Consider the following 18,110-nt stretch of genomic DNA (forward strand, 5'->3'; position numbering starts at 1 on the left):
ACCATGAATAAACATCCTTCGATAAGCAGACGAACGTTTCTCGCATTCAACTATTTGTTCTTAACGGCGACAGCCATTGCCTGCTTCTTTCCCTTACTGAATGTGCTGGCCATCTCGTTCAGTTCCAGCGCTGCTGTAAGCGCCGGGAAAGTTAGCCTTTGGCCCATAGACTTCAATCTAAAATCCTATTCCTTCGTGCTGAGCAAGCCCGAGTTCGGAAAAGCGTTCCTGATCTCCCTGGGGCGATTGGCCGTCGGCGTTCCGCTTAATATGCTGCTGACCATCTTGATTGCTTATCCTTTGTCCAAGCGAAGCCATGAATTCCGCTTTCGCAACGCCTACGCCTGGTATTTCGTCGTGACGATGCTATTCAGCGGAGGGCTGATTCCCTGGTACATGACCATTAAGATGACCGGCATTATCGATACGTTCTGGGCTATGATTTTGCCAGGCGCCGTACCTGTCTTCAACGTCATTCTGCTGCTCAACTTCTTTAAATCATTGCCCGATGAAATGGATCAGGCAGCTCAGATCGACGGGGCCAGCCGGTGGCAGACTTTATGGAAGGTCGCCGTTCCGCTTTCCGCTCCAGCTGTTGCCACTCTGACGCTGTTCTGCATTGTGACGCATTGGAATTCATGGTTCGACGGCTTGATTCTGATGAACAGACCTGACAACTACCCGCTGCAAAGCTATCTTCAAACCGTGATCGTCAATCGGGACCTGTCGCTTATGGCGGCCAGAGACATATTGAAGTGGGCAGAGGTATCAGATCGGACGTCCAAAGCGGCTCAAGTTTTTGTAGCTGTACTTCCCGTCCTGTTCGTTTATCCGTTCCTGCAGAAATATTTTGCGGAGGGTATCGTCATGGGCAGTGTTAAAGGTTAACCGCGAGACCTCGTCCCATTCATTTATCAACAGAGGAGTAGAGAGACACGATGACAAAAATCGCATTTATCGGTGCTGGAAGCACTATTTTCGTCAAAAATGTAATCGGCGACTGTATACTGACACCAGCGCTTGCCGATGCGCATATCGCATTGCATGATATTGATTTGGAACGCTTGAACGAATCGGAGAAGATGCTGATCAACTTAAATCAGAATCTGGGCGGCAAAGCCAAAATCAAGGCTTATGCAGACCGCCGGGAAGCACTTAAGGGCGCAGACTACGTAATCAATGCGATTTCCGTCGGGGCGTTCGAACCCGTCATCCGCAGCGATCACGAGATGCCGCGCAAATACGGATTGAAACAAACGTATGCCGATACGTTAGGCATGGGCGGCCTATTCAGGGGACTTCGCACGATCGACGTCATGCTGGAGTTCGCACGGGATATGGAGGAGGTCTGCCCCGACGCATGGTTCTTGAACTATACCAATCCGATGGCCATTCTAACTGGCGCGGTTTTGCGAGAAACGGGTATTAAAGCGGTAGGATTGTGCCACAGCGTGCAGGTTTGCGCAAAGGAATTGCTGGAGGGACTAGGCATGAGCGCTGAGGATGTGAGGTGGCGCATTGCCGGCATTAACCACCAGGCTTGGCTGCTCGACATTACGCGTGGCGGTGAAGATCTGTATCCGGAGATCAAGCGCCGGGCAGCAGCGCGAACAGGACCGCATGATGACATGGTCCGATATGAGATCATGAACACTTTTGGTTATTATGTAACCGAATCCAGCATGCACGGAGCCGAATATGTTCCCTATTTCATCAAGAAGGCTTACCCGGAGCTGCTGGAGAAGTACAATATTCCGACAGAAAATTACAAGAACTGGGGCGACAGCAACAAGCTTTATTGGGAGCAGGCGATGAACGGACTAGTCAATAATAGTTCCGTGACTCATACGCGTACGCATGAATACGCCTCATACATCATGGAAGCGATGGAGACGAATATTCCATATAAAATCGCAGGGAATGTGCTTAATACCGGCGGGCTTATATCGAATCTGCCGGAAGAGGCCTGCGTAGAGGTATCCTGCGTCGTAGACAGTGAAGGGGTGACGCCTACCCGTTTCGGCGCGCTTCCGCCGCAGTTGGCAGCGCTTAACCGTACGAATATTAATATGCAGCTGCTCACCATTGAAGCGGCGGTTACGCGCAAGCGCGAGCATATTTATCATGCGGCACTGTTAGATCCGCACACTGGAGCGGAATTATCTATCGATAATATCAAAGCGCTGGTTGATGAAATGCTTGATGCCAATCAATATTTACTGCCGAATTACCGATAATTAATATTCCATTCAGCTAAGCAAGCTGCTGTCGTGCAGGACACGATAACGGCTTGCTTAGTTCGTGTATGAATAATTGTAGGATGAATATAGTTACTATATGTCATGTTACCTAGTGATAATCATTTCACTTCTTTGCAGGCTTTAGCGGAAAGGCTATAATGGAAGTCATCAAATCAAGCCCAATCGAAGAAAGTGAGGCGGCATGCAGGATGGAAAAAAGACAGTATGGTAAAACCGACATGAAGGTGAGCATACTCGGCTTCGGCGGAGCGGAGATCGGCTTCGAGGGAGTCAGTGCCGAACAGGCGGACAAGCTGCTCGGAAGCGCACTCGATGCAGGGCTGAACCTCATCGACACGGCGGAATGTTACGCCACAAGCGAGGAATTGATAGGCAAGACGATTCAGCGACGGCGCGGGGATTATTATCTGTTCACCAAATGTGGCCACGCATCTGGCTTCGAGCAGCCCGACTGGGATCCGGCAATGCTGGAGGCTAGTATCGACCGCAGCTTGAAGCGTCTGCAGACAGATTATGTCGATGTTGTGCATCTTCACAGTTGTTCTGAGGAGCTGCTTCGTCAAGGCGACGTCATCGACGTGTTGAAACGGGCGAAAGAGAAAGGAAAGACACGGTACATCGGATACAGCGGCGATCATAAAGCCGCGCTCTACGCCGTGCAGTGCGGAGTTTTCGACTCGCTCGAGACATCAGTCAACATCGCCGATCAAGAAGCGATTACGTTAACGATTCCGGAAGCGCAGCGGCGGGGCATCGGCGTCGTGGCGAAACGGCCAATTGCGAATGCTGCGTGGAAGACTGGCAAGAAGCCAGAATCCAGCTATCAACACACCTACTGGGACCGGCTGCAGACACTCGGCTACGACTTTCTCCAAGGCGACTTGAGCGAATCGATCGGCACGGCACTCCAATTCACTCTGTCCGTACCGGGCGTGAATGCAGCCATCGTCGGCACGGCGAAGCAGGACCGCTGGACAGAGAATGCCAGGCTATTAGAGCAGCACCTGCTGTCGAAAGAGCATTATGAAGCGATTCGTGCTCAGTGGACGGCTAAGATGAAGGAAGATTGGATTGGTCAAGGTTGACATTCTATTCATCACGTAATCACGATCGGAGGAATAGCAAATGGAGTATACTTACTTAGGGAAATCCGGTATGAAAGTCAGCAGATTATGTCTCGGAACCATGAACTTCGGAACCGAAACGGATGAGAAAGAATCTTTCCGGATCTTGGACGCTGCTTTGGATGCAGGAGTTAACTTTTTTGATACTGCAAACGTTTACGGCGGGCAGGGGAACCGGGGAAGAACAGAGGAAATCATCGGACGCTGGTTCGCGCAAGGCGGCGGTCGCAGGGAAAAGGTTGTTCTGGCTACTAAAGTATACGGGGATATGGAAAATCAGGCGGACGGTCCAAACCAACTGCGAGGGTTATCCGCTTACAAAATTCGCCGTCACTTGGAGGAATCGCTCCGCCGTTTGAATACGGATCACATTGAACTGTATCAAATGCACCATGTAGACCGCAACGTAAGCTGGGACGAGCTCTGGGAAGCTTTCCAGGTGCAAATAAATCAGGGAAAAATAGGGTATGTAGGCTCCAGCAACTTTGCCGGGAGAGATCTGGTAAAAGCGCAATATGAAGCGAAAGCAAGACAAACATTGGGACTTGTTTCTGAACAGCATAAGTACAGTCTGCTGTGCAGATTACCCGAGCTGGAAGTGCTTCCGGCAGCTTCAGAGCATGGAATCGGCGTCATTGCATGGAGTCCACTGGATGGTGGATTGCTCGGAGGCAATGCGCTCAAGCCGTCTGGCGGCGCTAGAAGCACGCGCTCGCAGGAGCGTGTGGAAGCTAATCGGGAGAAGCTGGAACAATTCGGCAAGCTGTGTGCGGAACTCGGCGAGAGCGAATCGAATGTCGCTCTTGCTTGGACATTAATGCATCCTGCCATGACCGCGCCAATTATTGGACCAAGAACCCTGGAGCAATTCCAAAATACGCTGCATACGGTCGACATCAAGCTTTCGCAAGAAACGATGAACCGTTTGGACGTCATATTCCCAGGACCTGGAGGCGAAGCACCGAAAGCTTATGCATGGTAATGGATATTAATCGTATAAAACGAGGTTGCCGAAATAGGCAACCTCGTTTTGTAGTTCGAACTTCTTGAACACATTCGATTGCGATATGAGCAACCAATTGAAAGAATAACAGTGGTGGAGATGTCTTGATTTTAATATATGTATGCGATATATTGCATATAAGGAATTCAAGAAGCGAGGAAAATACCCATGCCCGTGCCTAAAAATTTTGTCTCACCTGCAAGGATGTCTGCAAAAGAGAGGGCTCTCTCCCAAATTCAACGATGGATTATCGATGGGACGCTGCAACCAGGAGAAAAACTGATCGACGCCGAATTGGCTGAGTCGCTTGGTGTAAGCCGCACTCCGATTCGAGAAGCGTTCCAACTGCTGGAAGTGCAAGGACTCGTGTCTACTCATCCAGGGAAAGAGACAAAGGTAAAGGAAATTGAGAAGGACGATATCTTCAAGATGTATTCAACAATGGGAGCTCTTCAGGCTTTAGCAGCTGAAGTTACCGCAAGAGTTATTGTTCCAGAGCAAATCGAGCAACTGCGAGCAATTAATTTAACATTTGCAAGAGCCATAACTAGTGGTCAGGCCTACCAAGCAATGGAGGTGGATGAACAGTTCCACAACCTGATTGTGGAGCTTTCCGATAATCCTTATGTCGCTTCATTCAGCGCATCGCTTCAGATTCATATCCGGCGCTTTAAATATGTGTTCTTAAAGCAGCCAATTACGGCGACACAAGCCTCAGTCGATGAGCATGATTCCATTATTGCGGCTTTTGAGAAGAATGATTCTGATTCCGCTCAGGCAATGATGAAGCAAAATTTTATCCGTCCGATGATGGAACTGCAACAAATACTTTAAACAGACAGGAGCGAGGAAAAATGGGAAACCCAAAAGATCTTCGAATTCGCAGCAAGGTCATCAGCGAGGGTGTCAATCGAGTGCCGAACAGGGCGATGCTGCGCGCTGTTGGTTTCACAGATGAGGATTTCAAAAAGCCGATGATTGGCGTAGCCAGCACATGGAGCGAGGTAACTCCGTGCAATATGCATATCAATGAATTGGCTGCTGGGGCCAAGCAAGGCGTACGCGAGCATGGCGGCGCTCCGCTGATTTTCAATACAATTACAGTCTCGGATGGTATTTCCATGGGGCATGGAGGCATGCTGTTCTCGCTGCCAAGCAGGGAAACAATCGCGGATTCGATTGAGATTGTAACGGGAGCAGAGCGCTTTGACGGTCTGGTGGCAATCGGCGGATGCGATAAAAACACACCGGCCTGTCTGATGGCGATCGGGCGGTTGAATATCCCTTCGGTTTACGTATACGGCGGAACGATTCAACCCGGAAAGCTCGATGGCAAAGACGTCGATATCGTAACAGCTTTCGAAGCGGTAGGTCAATATCATGATGGGAAAATGACAGATGAACAGCTCCATAAGGTAGAATGCAGCGTCTGTCCAGGGCCGGGCTCCTGCGGCGGGATGTATACCGCTAACACTATGGCCGCTGCGGCGGAAGCAATGGGTATGAGTCTTCCCGGTTCATCCTCTACTCCCGCCATTTCTCCTGATAAAGCAGCAGAATGCGACGCGGCTGGCAAACAAGTAATCTCGCTGCTGGAACAGGAGATATACCCGAGAGACATCATGACGAAAGAAGCGTTTGAGAATGCGATTACGGTCGTGATGGCCTTGGGCGGTTCAACCAATGCGTTCCTGCATTTGCTCGCCATCGCGCATTCGGCAGGCGTAGATTTATCATTGGATGATTTCGAGCGGATTCGTTTGCGTGTTCCTCATTTGGCGGATCTCAAGCCAAGCGGCCGACATGTCATGCAGGATTTGAACGATATTGGAGGCATTCCCGGCGTGATGAAGCTATTGCTTGCCGAAGGACTTCTTCACGGGGATTGCCTTACAGTTACAGGCAAGACCTTGGCAGAGAATCTTGCCGAAGCAGCTCCGCTCAAAAACGATCAGGAAATTATTCGCCCAGTGAATAAGCCGTTGAAGCCGAATGGACCATTGGTTGTACTTAGAGGCAACCTTGCCCCAGAAGGCGCCGTTGCCAAAATGTCAGGTATGAAGAAACTGCGTTTTGTCGGACCGGCAAAGGTGTATGACAGCGAGGAGGCCGCAACGGAAGCCATTTTGAGAAATGAAATCCAAAAAGGGGATGTATTGGTTATCCGTTATTGCGGCCCCAAAGGAGGTCCAGGCATGCCCGAGATGCTGTCTGTTACCGCATTAATCGTAGGCAAAGGTCTTGGCGGGGAAGTTGCCCTCATGACGGATGGCAGATTTTCTGGCGGCTCGCATGGATTCGTTGTCGGCCATGTAGCGCCAGAAGCGCAAGTAGGTGGACCGATAGCGTTGCTAAGAAATGGAGACTTGATCACCATTGACAGCGAAACGCAGCAAATTACAATTGACGTGACAGAAGAGGAGCTGGCGGCCAGGGCTCAAGCATGGATGCAGCCACCGCTGAAAGTAAATTCGGGCGTACTTGCCAAGTATGCAAGATTAGTTTCTTCTGCGTCTAGAGGTGCTGTGACTGATTAATGATGATTAGTTCATTAATTTTGTGTTTATATAGAAGCTATGAACAGATGAAAACAAAGGAGGTCGCTATTATGATTTGGAGCGTAATTGTACTACTGATCGTATTATGGGCGTTGGGTTTTGGCTTTCATATTGCTGGCGGATTGATCCATCTCTTGCTGGTAATCGCGCTAATCGCATTAATCTTCAATCTGGTCGCGGGCCGGAGAAGATAGTTAACCGAAAGATTATAGAAGAAGGATCTGTATCGATTTAGATACAGGTCTTTTTTTTGTGTAAATGTCACATTCCGAGCCGCTACCTCGTTCTATGGGCATACAATTGAAGGAGTGATAGCAATGAGAGCTAGGATATGTGTCGTAGCAGGAGCCGGCTATGCCGGCATTCATGCCGTGAAAGAAATTCGCAAACAGTTCAAGAATCAGGAAAAGGAGCATCTCCTGAAGATTATTCTGATTGACAAAAACGCCTATCATCTGCGTAAAGTATTAATGTTCAAACCAGCCGTTACGAATGAAGAGATTCGAATCCCTCTGAAGAAGCTTTTTCCCGAAGGCGTTGAGTTGGTGCAGGGCACTGTCTCGAGCATCGACGGAGCTGAGAAGAAGCTTACGTATATAGACGCATCGGGTACAGTGAACGAAATGAGCTACGATAGGCTTGTTATAACTACAGGCAGTGTCATTAGGGAGCCGGGGACGGACAAAGGCGGAATCGCTCTCAGCTCACTCGAAAATGCGCAAGGGATACGAAAGGCATGGCTGGCTAATTTGAAGCAGGCAACTCATGAAAACAATCCGGAAGAACGCGATCGTCTGATGCGTATCGCGATTGCGGGAGCTGGAATTAGCGGAATAGAGACTGCCGCAGAGCTGGCACACTATGCTCGAGCGGATGCGGAACAGATGGGTCTTGATCCGCAAGCCGTCAAGATTGATCTGTACAATACAGAGCAGCGCCTTTTCCTTGACGGGCCTGAGAAGGTAGGAATGAAGCTGGAGCAGCTGCTCCACGACATTGGAGTAACGATTATTCATAATCTCCGTGTACTCGAGGAGAGGGATGGGTTATTATCATTATCGAATGGCGAAAGCAGCGCTGTTGGCCTCTGCATCTGGACACTGGGGCTATTGCCGAATCCCATGCTTCAAACTATTGGCATGCCGGTAACACCGGAAGGGTATGTGCAGGTGGACGCCAGTTACCGGGTAGAAGCTATGCCCGGTGTATACAGTATCGGAGATTGCGCCAGAATCTCAGATCCGTGTTCCGGGCGTATTGATGGTATGACGTGTAAGGAAGCCATCCCGCAAGCTGCCCGACTTGCCAAAATCATGCTGGCAGATTTCGAAGGTCGCCAAGCCCCCGTGCATGAAAGCTATATGCAAGTCTTCTGCATCGGTCTGGGTCCCGATTGTGGTTTAACCTGGGTGAACAAATGGGGACTTGACTTTGTCATCACCGGCAAGCTAGGTTGGAAGATCAAAAAATTCACTTGGGATACAGCAAGTCTGATAGCAAAAGGACAAAAGTAATAGCAACGTCCGAAACAGGAGGTGAACAAGCTGGAGGAATTGTACAAGAAATACAAGAAATTATTGCTAACGTTGGCCTATCAGATGACGGGCACTTGGTCCGATGCGGAAGACGCTGTGCAGGACGTATTTCTGAAGGTTGTGGATGTGAATCCGGCAGGTCTGACCGAAGAACCAAAGGCATACTTGTGCAAAATGGTTGTCAACCGCTGCCGCGACTTGCATAAATCGGCTTACAATCGGCGGGTGAGGTATATCGGGGAGTGGCTCCCCGAGCCCATTCCGACCTCGGAGGACAATCCGCTTGAGTTGATCGTCCGCGATGAATTGCTGTCCTATGCTGTTCTGGTGCTGTTTGAGAAGCTGTCTCCTGCAGAAAGAGCAGTGTTCGTATTGCGTGAAGCTCTTGGCATTGAATATGCCGGGATTGCAGAGATCGTTGGCAGAAGCGAATCCAACTGCCGGAAAATTTTCAGCCGTGCCAAGATGAAGATGGGAATAGGGGATGCGTCAGGGAACATCGTCGATACAGATAAAGAAGCTTGGATTCGCAGTTTTGTGACGGCGATTGAGCAAGCCGACACGGAACAAGTTATTTCCATGCTCGCCAAGGATGTCATACTCATCTCCGATGGGGGAGGAAAGGCGGTTGCCGCTGTACGTCCCATTGCATACCAAGATGCTGTTTCCAAATTTCTGTTCGGCTCTTTCCAGAAATCATCCCGACAAGATGGCGGCATTCAACTAGAGATAAGCGAAATCAATGGAGAGCCTGGATTAATTATTCGATTGGGGCAGCAGATCGATTCGATTGTACTCGTTCATGTGTCAAGGCATGCCATTCAGAACATCTATATCGTTCGCAATCCGGATAAATTAAGTCTGTTTTAATGGTGGGGGCGATATAGAGGATATAATCGGAGAGTAGAAAAAGATAATTGAAAGGGGCGTTACAAAATGGATGTGGCTTTATTAAAAGGCCTAATAGATCAGTTGCGTTTTGATGAAGCCATTGATTTGATTGAAATCATTGGTGAAAAAAAGAATGGAATCTTTACAACCACCCTTATTGAATATTTAAACAAAACAGATAATACCCTTTTGAGAAATGCAATATCAATTGCGTTAGCTGATATTGGTTCTAGTGAGGCTCTAGTCCCACTCATTAATCAATTGAAAGACCCCAAAACTAAAGGTAAAAGAGGGACTATTCTATACGCTCTTGAGTCATTTGATTGTTCAGAGTACGCCGAAGTAATCGTTGAATCTTTAACCAGCCGTTATTTTGAAGAAAGCCGACATGCATATCAAATTTTAGAACTGATAAAAGATAGAATGCCAAGCGAGGTTAAATTGAGATGCATATCGAAAGTCAATGAGAAGTTAGAGGAACTTGAAGATGAAATGGAAATGTTAGAAGAAGCATTAGACTTTTTAAAGTGACGTCAGTGGCAGCCGATCTGAAAGATCGGCTGCCGTCGTTGCACTAACGGAAACTTGAAGAAAGTATTCATGAAAAAAAAATCAGCTACAGTTATAGCAAGGTGTAAAGAGACGAACATGAGGGAACGAACGAAACTTATAAACTGCAGATTTGAGATGGTCGCATATAATATATGACATTTACGAAGTTTATGGATAAGACTTTATGCCGAATCAAATACATTTGTACAAAATACGAGTTTTGTGAAGAAGTAATAAAGAATGAATGTACAAAGAGCTCTTCTGTTGTTTTGATCTGCCGGAAATTTATATTACAAGACTGACTCCGTCCATGGTTCCGTGAGCAACACTTCAGTCTCTGCTCTATCTCTCATAACGATAAACAACTGGTTTGAGTCGCGCATACCGGGTTATAATAGTTGAAGATCTCACGAAGCTCTAAGTCAAATATCTCGATCAAGTTAAGGAGGTTTTAATATGCATCAACGCGCTGTACTCGCTGGGGGTTGCTTCTGGGGAATGCAAGACTTGATCCGCAAGCTTCCCGGCGTCGTCTCTACTCGCGTCGGTTATACTGGCGGCGATACTCCGAACGCGACCTATCGCAATCATGGCACTCATGCGGAAGGAATCGAAATCATCTTCGATACAACGGAGACGAGCTACCGCCGCATCCTGGAATATTTTTTTCAAATTCACGATCCTACGACGCGGAACCGTCAAGGCAATGATATCGGCACAAGCTACCGTTCGGCAATCTATTATATAAGCGACGAGCAGAAAAAGGTGGCTGAGGAGACAATCGCCGACGTAAATGCTTCGGATCTGTGGCCGGGCGAAGTCGTCACTGAAGTGAAGCCTGTCGGCGACTTCTGGGAAGCGGAGCCGGAGCACCAGGACTATTTGGAGCGTTATCCGAACGGTTATACTTGTCACTTCCCCCGCCCCAATTGGGTCCTTCCCATGCGGCAGGCTGGTTCCGGCGGTAAGTCTAATAACACCACCCAAAATTCTATTTGAACCAAACTAAAGCAAAAAAGAGCCCTGGAACGGGCTCTTCTCGGATTATGGGATTAAGTAATGGTTAATTAACGCAGTTAATTAATATCGCAATTATTTATTTAATGCTGTTAAATAATCAATCCCAAATTGATCAAATAATAAATGCTCCAATTTATCACTATCTGCAACATGCTCGATTTCGGGAGCCGCTGCCATGAAGTCCATATGTATTAATCGGTCATCCACATAGATGCAATGATGCTGATAACATCCTCGCTCCTCCAGGAGCATTTTGATCGTCCTTGGGTTGTTATGCGCTAAGCCTTGATTATTGGGATGCAAGATCCAGTCAATTTTCTTCCAATCCAAGAGCCCTTCTGCCACTTTCAAAGGCGTCTCGTAAACGTAGTCGTTCGGCAATTCGGCCAAGTACAGATACATCCCGCCTGCCGGCTTTTGATCAACCGTCCAGGTCACTGCGCCTCTGAACTCGACTGATTGCAGCACAATGCCTGTCTCCTCTTCAACTTCCCTAAGAACAGATGCCCGAGGGGTTTCATGGGGCTCTAATTTGCCGCCTACTCCATTCCAAGCACCCATCCATGCGCCTTTCTCCCTGTTTAGCAGCAAAATTTCATCGCCGCGCTTAATAAAACAAATGTTATATTTCAGCATAGTCTCCCCCCAAGAATAAACATAATTATAATTATGTAAACTAAATCCATCCCTGTTCAAAGGCATATCTGGTCAGTTGCACTCGATTTTGCAGATGAAGCTTCATCATAATGTTTTTGAGATGATTTTTTATCGTGTTTTCTGAAATTTGTAATGATTCGGCAATCTCGCGATTGGTTTGACCCTGCGCCACCCATTCCAAAATCTCTTGCTCGCGTCCGGTCAAGGTGCTTTGCTTGCTCTTTGTCTGCACCTCTCGCGGAAATTCTTGAAGAAGCTTGAAGGCAAGCTCTCTGGACATGGGAACCTCGTCGATCGCGATAGCTTGCAGATACTCATGCCATGCGGACGGCTGCAGATTTTTGAGCAGATAGCCTTGCGCTCCTTTCTTCAACGCCTCGAACAAATGCGTGATATCATCGGATACGGTGACAATAATAATTTTAACTTGAGGGAATTTCGCTTTTATTAATCTCGTGGCTTCGAGACCATCCATCTCAGGCATGTTGATATCCATTAGAATAAGATCGGGCAGCAGCTCTTCTGTCAGCCTTACCGCTTCCTTACCGTTGCGCCCTTCCGCTACAACGACAAACTCCTCATTCATCTCGATAATATCTCTCATGCCCTCTCTGGCATCTGCATGATCATCGATAAGGATAACTCGAAAGATATTGTCATTTCCCATTAGAGCAGCTCCTAACTCTTCTTCTATTCCTTGTCAGCATAGCATAAGACATTGAAGGATGCATCATGTTGGTCATTTGAGAAAGCCCACTATCGATTTGGAGATCGATAGTGGGCTTTGCAGAGCCGGAATTTGACCTTTATTTTTCACAGCAGATTTTCTTATGCTCGTTTTTTCTTGGAGAAAGTGACAATCAACGCCGCCAGAGCCAGAACCAACGCAACAATGGAAAGGCTGAGCGGCAGATCCGAATTGGAATCGGAATCGCTGTTGGCCTCGCCAGCCGTCGCGTCCGCTGCTGCAGTGACAACCGTTACAGAAGCCGGCTTGTCTGCGCCTTCTCCGCCAATCCACTCGACAACGCTGTTGTCCGAATAGGTTTGATAAGCCTTCCATACGATGGATTCCGCGTCATCCGCGACTTTGCCTTGGATGTTAAAGTTGGTAAACTCGGTTTGCGATAAACCTTCTCCCTCGGCCTGCCAAGTGACGCTTGTTATTTTGCCGGTATCATCTTTCTCAAGCATGTAGGTCCAGTCCGGCTTCGGTTCGATTCGGGACACATTCACTTCAGCGGGGACGGCCACCTTGACAGCAACTGTGGACACTCCCTCGGATTCAGACGGCACTCGAACGGAAAACACTTCATATGCGCCCTGTGTCGTTTGCTTTGGATACACAACAACATGAGCGCTGGCGATGCCTGCGAACAGAAGGACAGACATGAAGCATGCAATGATGACAGACAGTGATTTTTTCATAGTGAATTTCCCCTTTAAATGATTTGTTTTTAATAAAGCATCATGGTTTTGTTGTAAATCTTCTCATTATCGAGCGAGTCCATCACTCTTACCTCTAATTCCCAATGTCCGGGGAACGGCAGGTACGGCCCTTCGCCCACATAGACGAAACGGGTCAGTCCAGGACTTGAATAAGGCAATTCATGATCAAAGCTTTGCTCCAGCGGAACCTCGATCGGAGCCACCTCATCGTCATCCTTGTACTTCAGTAGCATCTGCACATGCTTAGGCAGCTTCTGTTCCTCGGGCAGCCACACATCCACCTCGAACGAGTTGGTGCCCGGCGCATTCGGGGTTATAATAGCCGACATATGGACGGATGTTCCCATCACATGCCAGTAGAGCGGCGTATTCGCAGGTACGGGGCTCGAATACGTGAATATGCCTACAATAAGCATGATCATGAGCATGAGAGCAAAATCAAGCTTTAACAGCCATCCGGCCTTCGCGACAATCTGTTTCTTGATTTTGCGCCGCATCAACATACCTGCGACTAGCACGAGCAGCACGAGACCAACCTTTGCAAGCAACAGAACGCCCCAGCGCGTATAGACCACGTAGCTCAGCTTCGGCAGGAAAATAAGCGTCGAGGCAACACCGGTCGCAATAAGAGAAAGTAAACTCATCCATGCGCCCCTGGAGAACCTTGGAAGAAATTGCGTCGTGTAGGCTCTATGACCCCGCCAATGGATTAGCGTATACAGCAATCCGCCTGCCCATATCGCAGCTGCGAGCAGATGGATCCAGTCGAGCGCAATCGTGCGAACCGGAGGTTCGTAGGCCATCGCGTGTCCGCTGATGCTCTTCGCCGCCAGCAGCAGCGCTATCCACAGCGCGTCTACAATTTTGGATCGCCCCAGCGCATAGAAACCGATTACCGAAAGAATCAAACTGACGAGCCACGACAAGCCGATTGATGTGCCCAGCAGTTCACCGAAGCTTGATCCCGTCCATTCATCGATCATATCCGGCAGCTGCAGCGCGATCATGCAGAGCAAGGCAAGCAGAAATGATCGCTGCAGGACAATAGACCAGTGTTTACCCAATATCTGGAGATCACCTGATTTCTTCGGCTCGAGAATGCTCCAGAACAGCCAGCCAACCAAGCAAAGCATCGTGAGAAAATAAGCCATTCGCGACAGAAACAGAATGATCTCTCCGCTGTCTATGGCTCCGCCATGTCCGCCGCTATGCGACATTTGCATGGCATCCATTGCCGGCATCCCTTCCGACTGAGCTGCAGGCGGGGGCGGTAATGCGTCTCCCAAGGTGAAGATATAAGACATTTCAACGGGATGACCGTCTGCGGAAATGATTTTGTAGCTGACGGTATAATAATCATCTGGCAGTCCCGAAGGCAAATCAAGCCTAATCATGCGCTGATCTTCACTCATAACCGCCTTCTTCGAGGTGACGGATCGACCGTTGGAATCCAGGACCTTAATCGAATAGAGGCTCTTCTCCAGTCTTTCGTTGAAAGTCAAAGCGATTTGATCAGGAGGACTTTCCAATCTGCTGTCCGGCGCCGGACTAACCTCCACAAGAGAAGCGTGCGCGAAGGCTTGAGTCGGAAACAGCAGCGCGCATAATAGAATGATCACCGCTGTCAGATGTCGCAATACTTGATTTCCTCCCACGGAAGCAGACTCCTTTCTACCCTTGTATACGTCCTTTCGCGAATAACATTCATAAGTGTATGCCATAATTAGGAACGTGTATATGACCCGCATGGGCTATGGATTTGAAGGAATTGTGACCATTTAAGATGGAAGGCTGCATAATTTCAGCGCGTCATCGAGTTGACCGTTTTAATGGTTCCTTAATCTGTTTAAGATATAATTAGGAAAGCACATTCATTTCATGTTGCAGAAAGGAGCTTCATCTTATGTATCTTGCCCTGTTTATTATTCTCATTGCATTGCTCGTGCTTCCCCCCCTTATCTTGCTAGGCTATATGTACATCGTCTCGAAGAAGCCTCAGCATTCCATCATTCGGGCGCATCCCTATCTTGGCTGGCTCCGTTATCTGCTCGAAAAGCTCGGTCCTGAATTCCGACAATATTGGTTCGACAACGACACGGAAGGCAAGCCTTTCTCCAGGGCGGAATATGAAGGTCTGGTGTTCGCCGCCAAATATCGGACCGACCTGATCAGCTTTGGCTCTCGGCGGGATTATGAGAAAGCGGGCTTCTATATCGGGAACAGCATGTATCCGAAACTAGTCGAAGATCTTAGAGTGGCGAATCGCGAAGAGCTCGACGGCAAAAAGTATCATATCATCGAAGAAGGCATGTTCACCCGTAAGGAGAATTTGCGAATGGGCAAAGTCAAGCCCTGGCTGCTCGAGGAATCGGATGCGATCGTATTCGGCGAGCTTCGCAGACATCCTTGGCGGGTGCGCGGCATGTTCGGCGCTTCTGCAACCTCTTACGGCTCGGTCGGCGAGCATTATATCTTGTCTACGGGGAGCGGCGCCCGTATGGCCGGAGGCTCCTGGATCAATACTGGCGAAGGCGGAGTCGCTCCGGAGCATTTGGCCACTGGCGCAGACGTCATCTCCCAGATTGGACCCGGATTGTTCGGTTATCGGGATGACCATGGCCAATTCTCCTTCGACGAATTCCGCGCCAAGGCAGCCGAGCCGAATATCAAAGCTTTCGAACTGAAATTCGCACAAGGCGCGAAGATTCGCGGCGGTCATCTCGAAGGCGTGAAAGTGAACGAGAAGATTGCCCAAATTCGCAAAGTGCCTGTCGGACAAACGGTAAACTCCCCCAATCGCTTTCCCTTTCTCAACAACTCACGAGAAACGATGCAATTCATTGGAAGGCTTCAAGAGGAGGGCGGCAAGCCCGTCGGCATTAAGATTGTCGTCGGGTATGCCGAAGGCTTGAACGAATTTTTCCAAGCGATGATCGACTTGGACATCTACCCGGACTTCATTACCGTTGACGGAAGCGAAGGCGGCTCGGGCGCAACGTTCAAATCGATGGCGGACAGTATGGGGCTGCCCCTCTATTCCGCGCTGATCGCCGTTGATGACGCCGCGAGATCATTCGGCATTCGGGACAAATTCCGAATCATCGCTTCCGGCAAGCTGATCTCCTCCGACAAAGTGGCCGTGGCGCTGGGGCTCGGCGCGGATGCGGTCAATTCGGCACGCGGATTCATGATGGCGAACGGATGTATCATGGCGCTGCAATGCGAGACTGGCCGCTGCCCATCGGGAGTAGCGACGGCGGATCCCCGATATATGGATGCGCTGGTGCCGGAGGAGAAGCAATGGCGCGTTATGAATTACGTTATCCAATTGCGTGAAAGCTTGTTTGCTCTGGCAGCGGCATGCGGACTCGACAGTCCGAGACAGCTGACCAGAGATCATATTGTGTTCCGAGATGTTAACGGCAAGACAAAACGCATTAGCGAGCTGTATCCCTATCCCGATCAATTAGAGGAGGCGGAGCATGAAAGCGACCGATCTTATGGTGAAGTGTCTGGAGGCTGAGGGCGTGGATTATATATTCGGCATTCCAGGCGAGGAGAATATTGATCTGATGGATTCCTTGTCGAGATCCTCGATCTCCTTCGTCCTGACGCGCCATGAGCAGGCGGCGGCGTTTATGGCGGATGTGTATGGACGCTTGACCGGGAAGCCAGGCGTGTGTCTGGCAACGCTTGGTCCCGGCGCGACGAATCTGATTACAGGCGTCGCCAACGCGCAGTTGGATCGTTCACCCCTGATTGCGATTACCGGGCAGGCGGAACGCACTCGACTGCATAAGGAATCCCATCAGAACATTGATACAGTTCAGGTCTTCAAAGCGATTACCAAATATGATCAACAAGTATTGGCGGCCGAGACGATTCCGGAGATTGTGCGGAAAGCGTTCAATCTAGCGACTCGCGAGAATCCTGGCGCCATTCATATATCCTTGCCAGTGGATACTGCCAAGGAAGAGACGAACGGCGAGCCGCCGTATATAGGCAAGCAGGCGAAAGCTGCTCCGAATAAAGCGTCTCTGCGAGAAGCGGCAACACTTATCGCAGGCGCGAAAGATCCGATTATTCTAGCCGGCAACGGCGTCATTCGAGGGCGCGCATCTGAAGAGCTGAAGGCGTTGGTTCAGGCCGGCAATCTTCCAGCGGTCCATACCTTCATGGCCAAGGGCATATTGCCTTTCGAGCATGAACTGAATCTATTCACCGTAGGCGGGCAGAAGCTGCCGGATGAATTGCGGCCGCTGCTCGCAGCCGATCTTATTATAGCCGTCGGTTTCGATCTGGTGGAATACGATCCGAAAGCCTGGAACTCGGATCGATCTCGGCGCATCCTTCATATTCATGCCGCTCCGTCCGAAACGGACGAGCATTATCCCGTCGCGCTCGAGGTAATCGGCGATTTGAGATATTCATTAATGGCATTAACAACATATGTCGAACAAAGATCCGAATCTTCCGCTCATTTTGCCATCCGGAGGCGAAGGCTTCAACAACTGCAGGCTTTGCCTTCGCCTCCGGAGCAGCTGCCGCAGAAAATCATGCAGTATCTGAGCGAGCAGCTGCCGCCGGATGCCGCTCTCATCTCCGATGTAGGCTTGCATAAGCTTTGGGTGTCGCGTTGGTATCAGCCGAAGCGCCCGGGTCAGACCATCATCTTCAACGGACTCGCGTCCATGGGCGTATCCCTTCCCGGCGCGATCGGAGCCAGACTTGCAAGACCTGATGCGCCTGTTGTCGTCGTGTCCGGCGACGGCGGATTCATGATGAATTCCCAGGAGCTGGAGACTGCGAAGCGATTGGGGCTTGCTTTTACAATCATTGTGTTTAACGATAAGCATTTGAGTTTAATAGAGAAGCATCAACAGGATTCTGATCTTGCGGTTACGCAGATTTCATTCACGAATCCTGATTTTGCGCTTTATGCGCAAAGCTTCGGGATCGCTCACCGAAGTGCGAGAACGCCGGAGGAATTCTCGGCAGCGTTAGAGGAAGCCGTGAACAGCGGCGAGCTTAATCTGCTCGAAATCATTCATAAGAGGTGA

Annotated in this window: 17 protein-coding genes; 13 read left to right on the forward strand and 4 right to left on the reverse strand. The window is 49.4% G+C overall.

Annotation, left to right across the window (positions count from 1 at the left end):
* Positions 1-3: 3 nt before the first annotated feature.
* The 11 genes from HFP08_RS02825 to msrA all read left to right on the forward strand — a co-directional run bounded on the left by HFP08_RS02825 (position 4) and on the right by msrA (position 10,923).
* Complete coding sequence (locus tag HFP08_RS02825; protein ID WP_168119003.1) at positions 4-888, forward strand: carbohydrate ABC transporter permease; 885 nt, start codon at positions 4-6, stop codon at positions 886-888.
* Positions 889-938: 50 nt separating this feature from the next.
* Complete coding sequence (gene melA, locus HFP08_RS02830) at positions 939-2,237, forward strand: alpha-glucosidase/alpha-galactosidase (RefSeq protein ID WP_168119004.1); 1,299 nt, start codon at positions 939-941, stop codon at positions 2,235-2,237.
* A gap of 212 nt (positions 2,238-2,449) precedes the next feature.
* Positions 2,450-3,346 carry an aldo/keto reductase gene (locus HFP08_RS02835; protein ID WP_168119005.1) on the forward strand — a complete coding sequence of 299 codons (897 nt, stop codon included), beginning with the start codon at positions 2,450-2,452 and terminating at the stop codon, positions 3,344-3,346.
* A 40-nt stretch (positions 3,347-3,386) separates the two neighbouring features.
* The gene (locus tag HFP08_RS02840; RefSeq protein WP_168119006.1) at positions 3,387-4,367 is read left to right on the forward strand and encodes an aldo/keto reductase; all 981 of its coding nucleotides are present in this window, start codon (positions 3,387-3,389) and stop codon (positions 4,365-4,367) included.
* Between the two features lie 189 nt (positions 4,368-4,556).
* Entirely contained in the window at positions 4,557-5,222 is a 666-nt protein-coding gene (locus HFP08_RS02845; protein WP_168119007.1) for a GntR family transcriptional regulator, read from the forward strand.
* Between the two features lie 20 nt (positions 5,223-5,242).
* The gene (gene ilvD, locus HFP08_RS02850; RefSeq protein WP_168119008.1) at positions 5,243-6,925 is read left to right on the forward strand and encodes a dihydroxy-acid dehydratase; all 1,683 of its coding nucleotides are present in this window, start codon (positions 5,243-5,245) and stop codon (positions 6,923-6,925) included.
* Positions 6,926-6,996: 71 nt separating this feature from the next.
* Positions 6,997-7,140: a lmo0937 family membrane protein gene (locus tag HFP08_RS02855; protein WP_168119009.1), complete on the forward strand. Its 144-nt coding sequence runs from the start codon at positions 6,997-6,999 to the stop codon at positions 7,138-7,140.
* A gap of 123 nt (positions 7,141-7,263) precedes the next feature.
* The gene (locus HFP08_RS02860; RefSeq protein WP_168119010.1) at positions 7,264-8,460 is read left to right on the forward strand and encodes an NAD(P)/FAD-dependent oxidoreductase; all 1,197 of its coding nucleotides are present in this window, start codon (positions 7,264-7,266) and stop codon (positions 8,458-8,460) included.
* Positions 8,461-8,499: 39 nt separating this feature from the next.
* Positions 8,500-9,351: a sigma-70 family RNA polymerase sigma factor gene (locus tag HFP08_RS02865; protein WP_346768712.1), complete on the forward strand. Its 852-nt coding sequence runs from the start codon at positions 8,500-8,502 to the stop codon at positions 9,349-9,351.
* A 66-nt stretch (positions 9,352-9,417) separates the two neighbouring features.
* Positions 9,418-9,903 (forward strand): HEAT repeat domain-containing protein, encoded by a 486-nt coding sequence (locus HFP08_RS02870; protein WP_168119011.1) that lies wholly within the window; start codon positions 9,418-9,420, stop codon positions 9,901-9,903.
* Positions 9,904-10,380: 477 nt separating this feature from the next.
* A complete protein-coding gene (gene msrA / locus HFP08_RS02875) occupies positions 10,381-10,923 on the forward strand; it encodes a peptide-methionine (S)-S-oxide reductase MsrA (RefSeq protein ID WP_168119012.1) in 543 nt (180 codons plus the stop codon).
* Between the two features lie 93 nt (positions 10,924-11,016).
* Here the strand turns inward: msrA and HFP08_RS02880 are convergent, their stop codons facing one another.
* From HFP08_RS02880 to HFP08_RS02895, 4 genes are all read right to left on the reverse strand, one after another.
* Positions 11,017-11,580, reverse strand: a complete 564-nt coding sequence (locus tag HFP08_RS02880) for an NUDIX hydrolase (protein ID WP_168119013.1) — start codon at positions 11,578-11,580, stop codon at positions 11,017-11,019.
* Between the two features lie 40 nt (positions 11,581-11,620).
* Complete coding sequence (locus tag HFP08_RS02885; protein WP_168119014.1) at positions 11,621-12,268, reverse strand: response regulator; 648 nt, start codon at positions 12,266-12,268, stop codon at positions 11,621-11,623.
* A 161-nt stretch (positions 12,269-12,429) separates the two neighbouring features.
* Positions 12,430-13,029 carry a YcnI family copper-binding membrane protein gene (locus HFP08_RS02890; RefSeq protein WP_168119015.1) on the reverse strand — a complete coding sequence of 200 codons (600 nt, stop codon included), beginning with the start codon at positions 13,027-13,029 and terminating at the stop codon, positions 12,430-12,432.
* A 29-nt stretch (positions 13,030-13,058) separates the two neighbouring features.
* Entirely contained in the window at positions 13,059-14,705 is a 1,647-nt protein-coding gene (locus HFP08_RS02895; protein WP_168119016.1) for a copper resistance CopC/CopD family protein, read from the reverse strand.
* Between the two features lie 248 nt (positions 14,706-14,953).
* Here HFP08_RS02895 and HFP08_RS02900 point away from each other — a divergent pair, with 248 nt between their 5' ends.
* Together HFP08_RS02900 and HFP08_RS02905 are read left to right on the forward strand one after the other, a co-directional pair.
* Positions 14,954-16,573 (forward strand): FMN-binding glutamate synthase family protein, encoded by a 1,620-nt coding sequence (locus HFP08_RS02900; RefSeq protein ID WP_168119017.1) that lies wholly within the window; start codon positions 14,954-14,956, stop codon positions 16,571-16,573.
* Entirely contained in the window at positions 16,533-18,110 is a 1,578-nt protein-coding gene (locus HFP08_RS02905) for an acetolactate synthase large subunit (RefSeq protein ID WP_168119018.1), read from the forward strand. Before HFP08_RS02900 ends, HFP08_RS02905 begins: the two co-directional genes overlap by 41 nt.

The sequence above is a fragment of the Paenibacillus sp. HB172176 genome (assembly GCF_011947265.1).
Lineage (GTDB): Bacteria > Bacillota > Bacilli > Paenibacillales > Paenibacillaceae > Pristimantibacillus.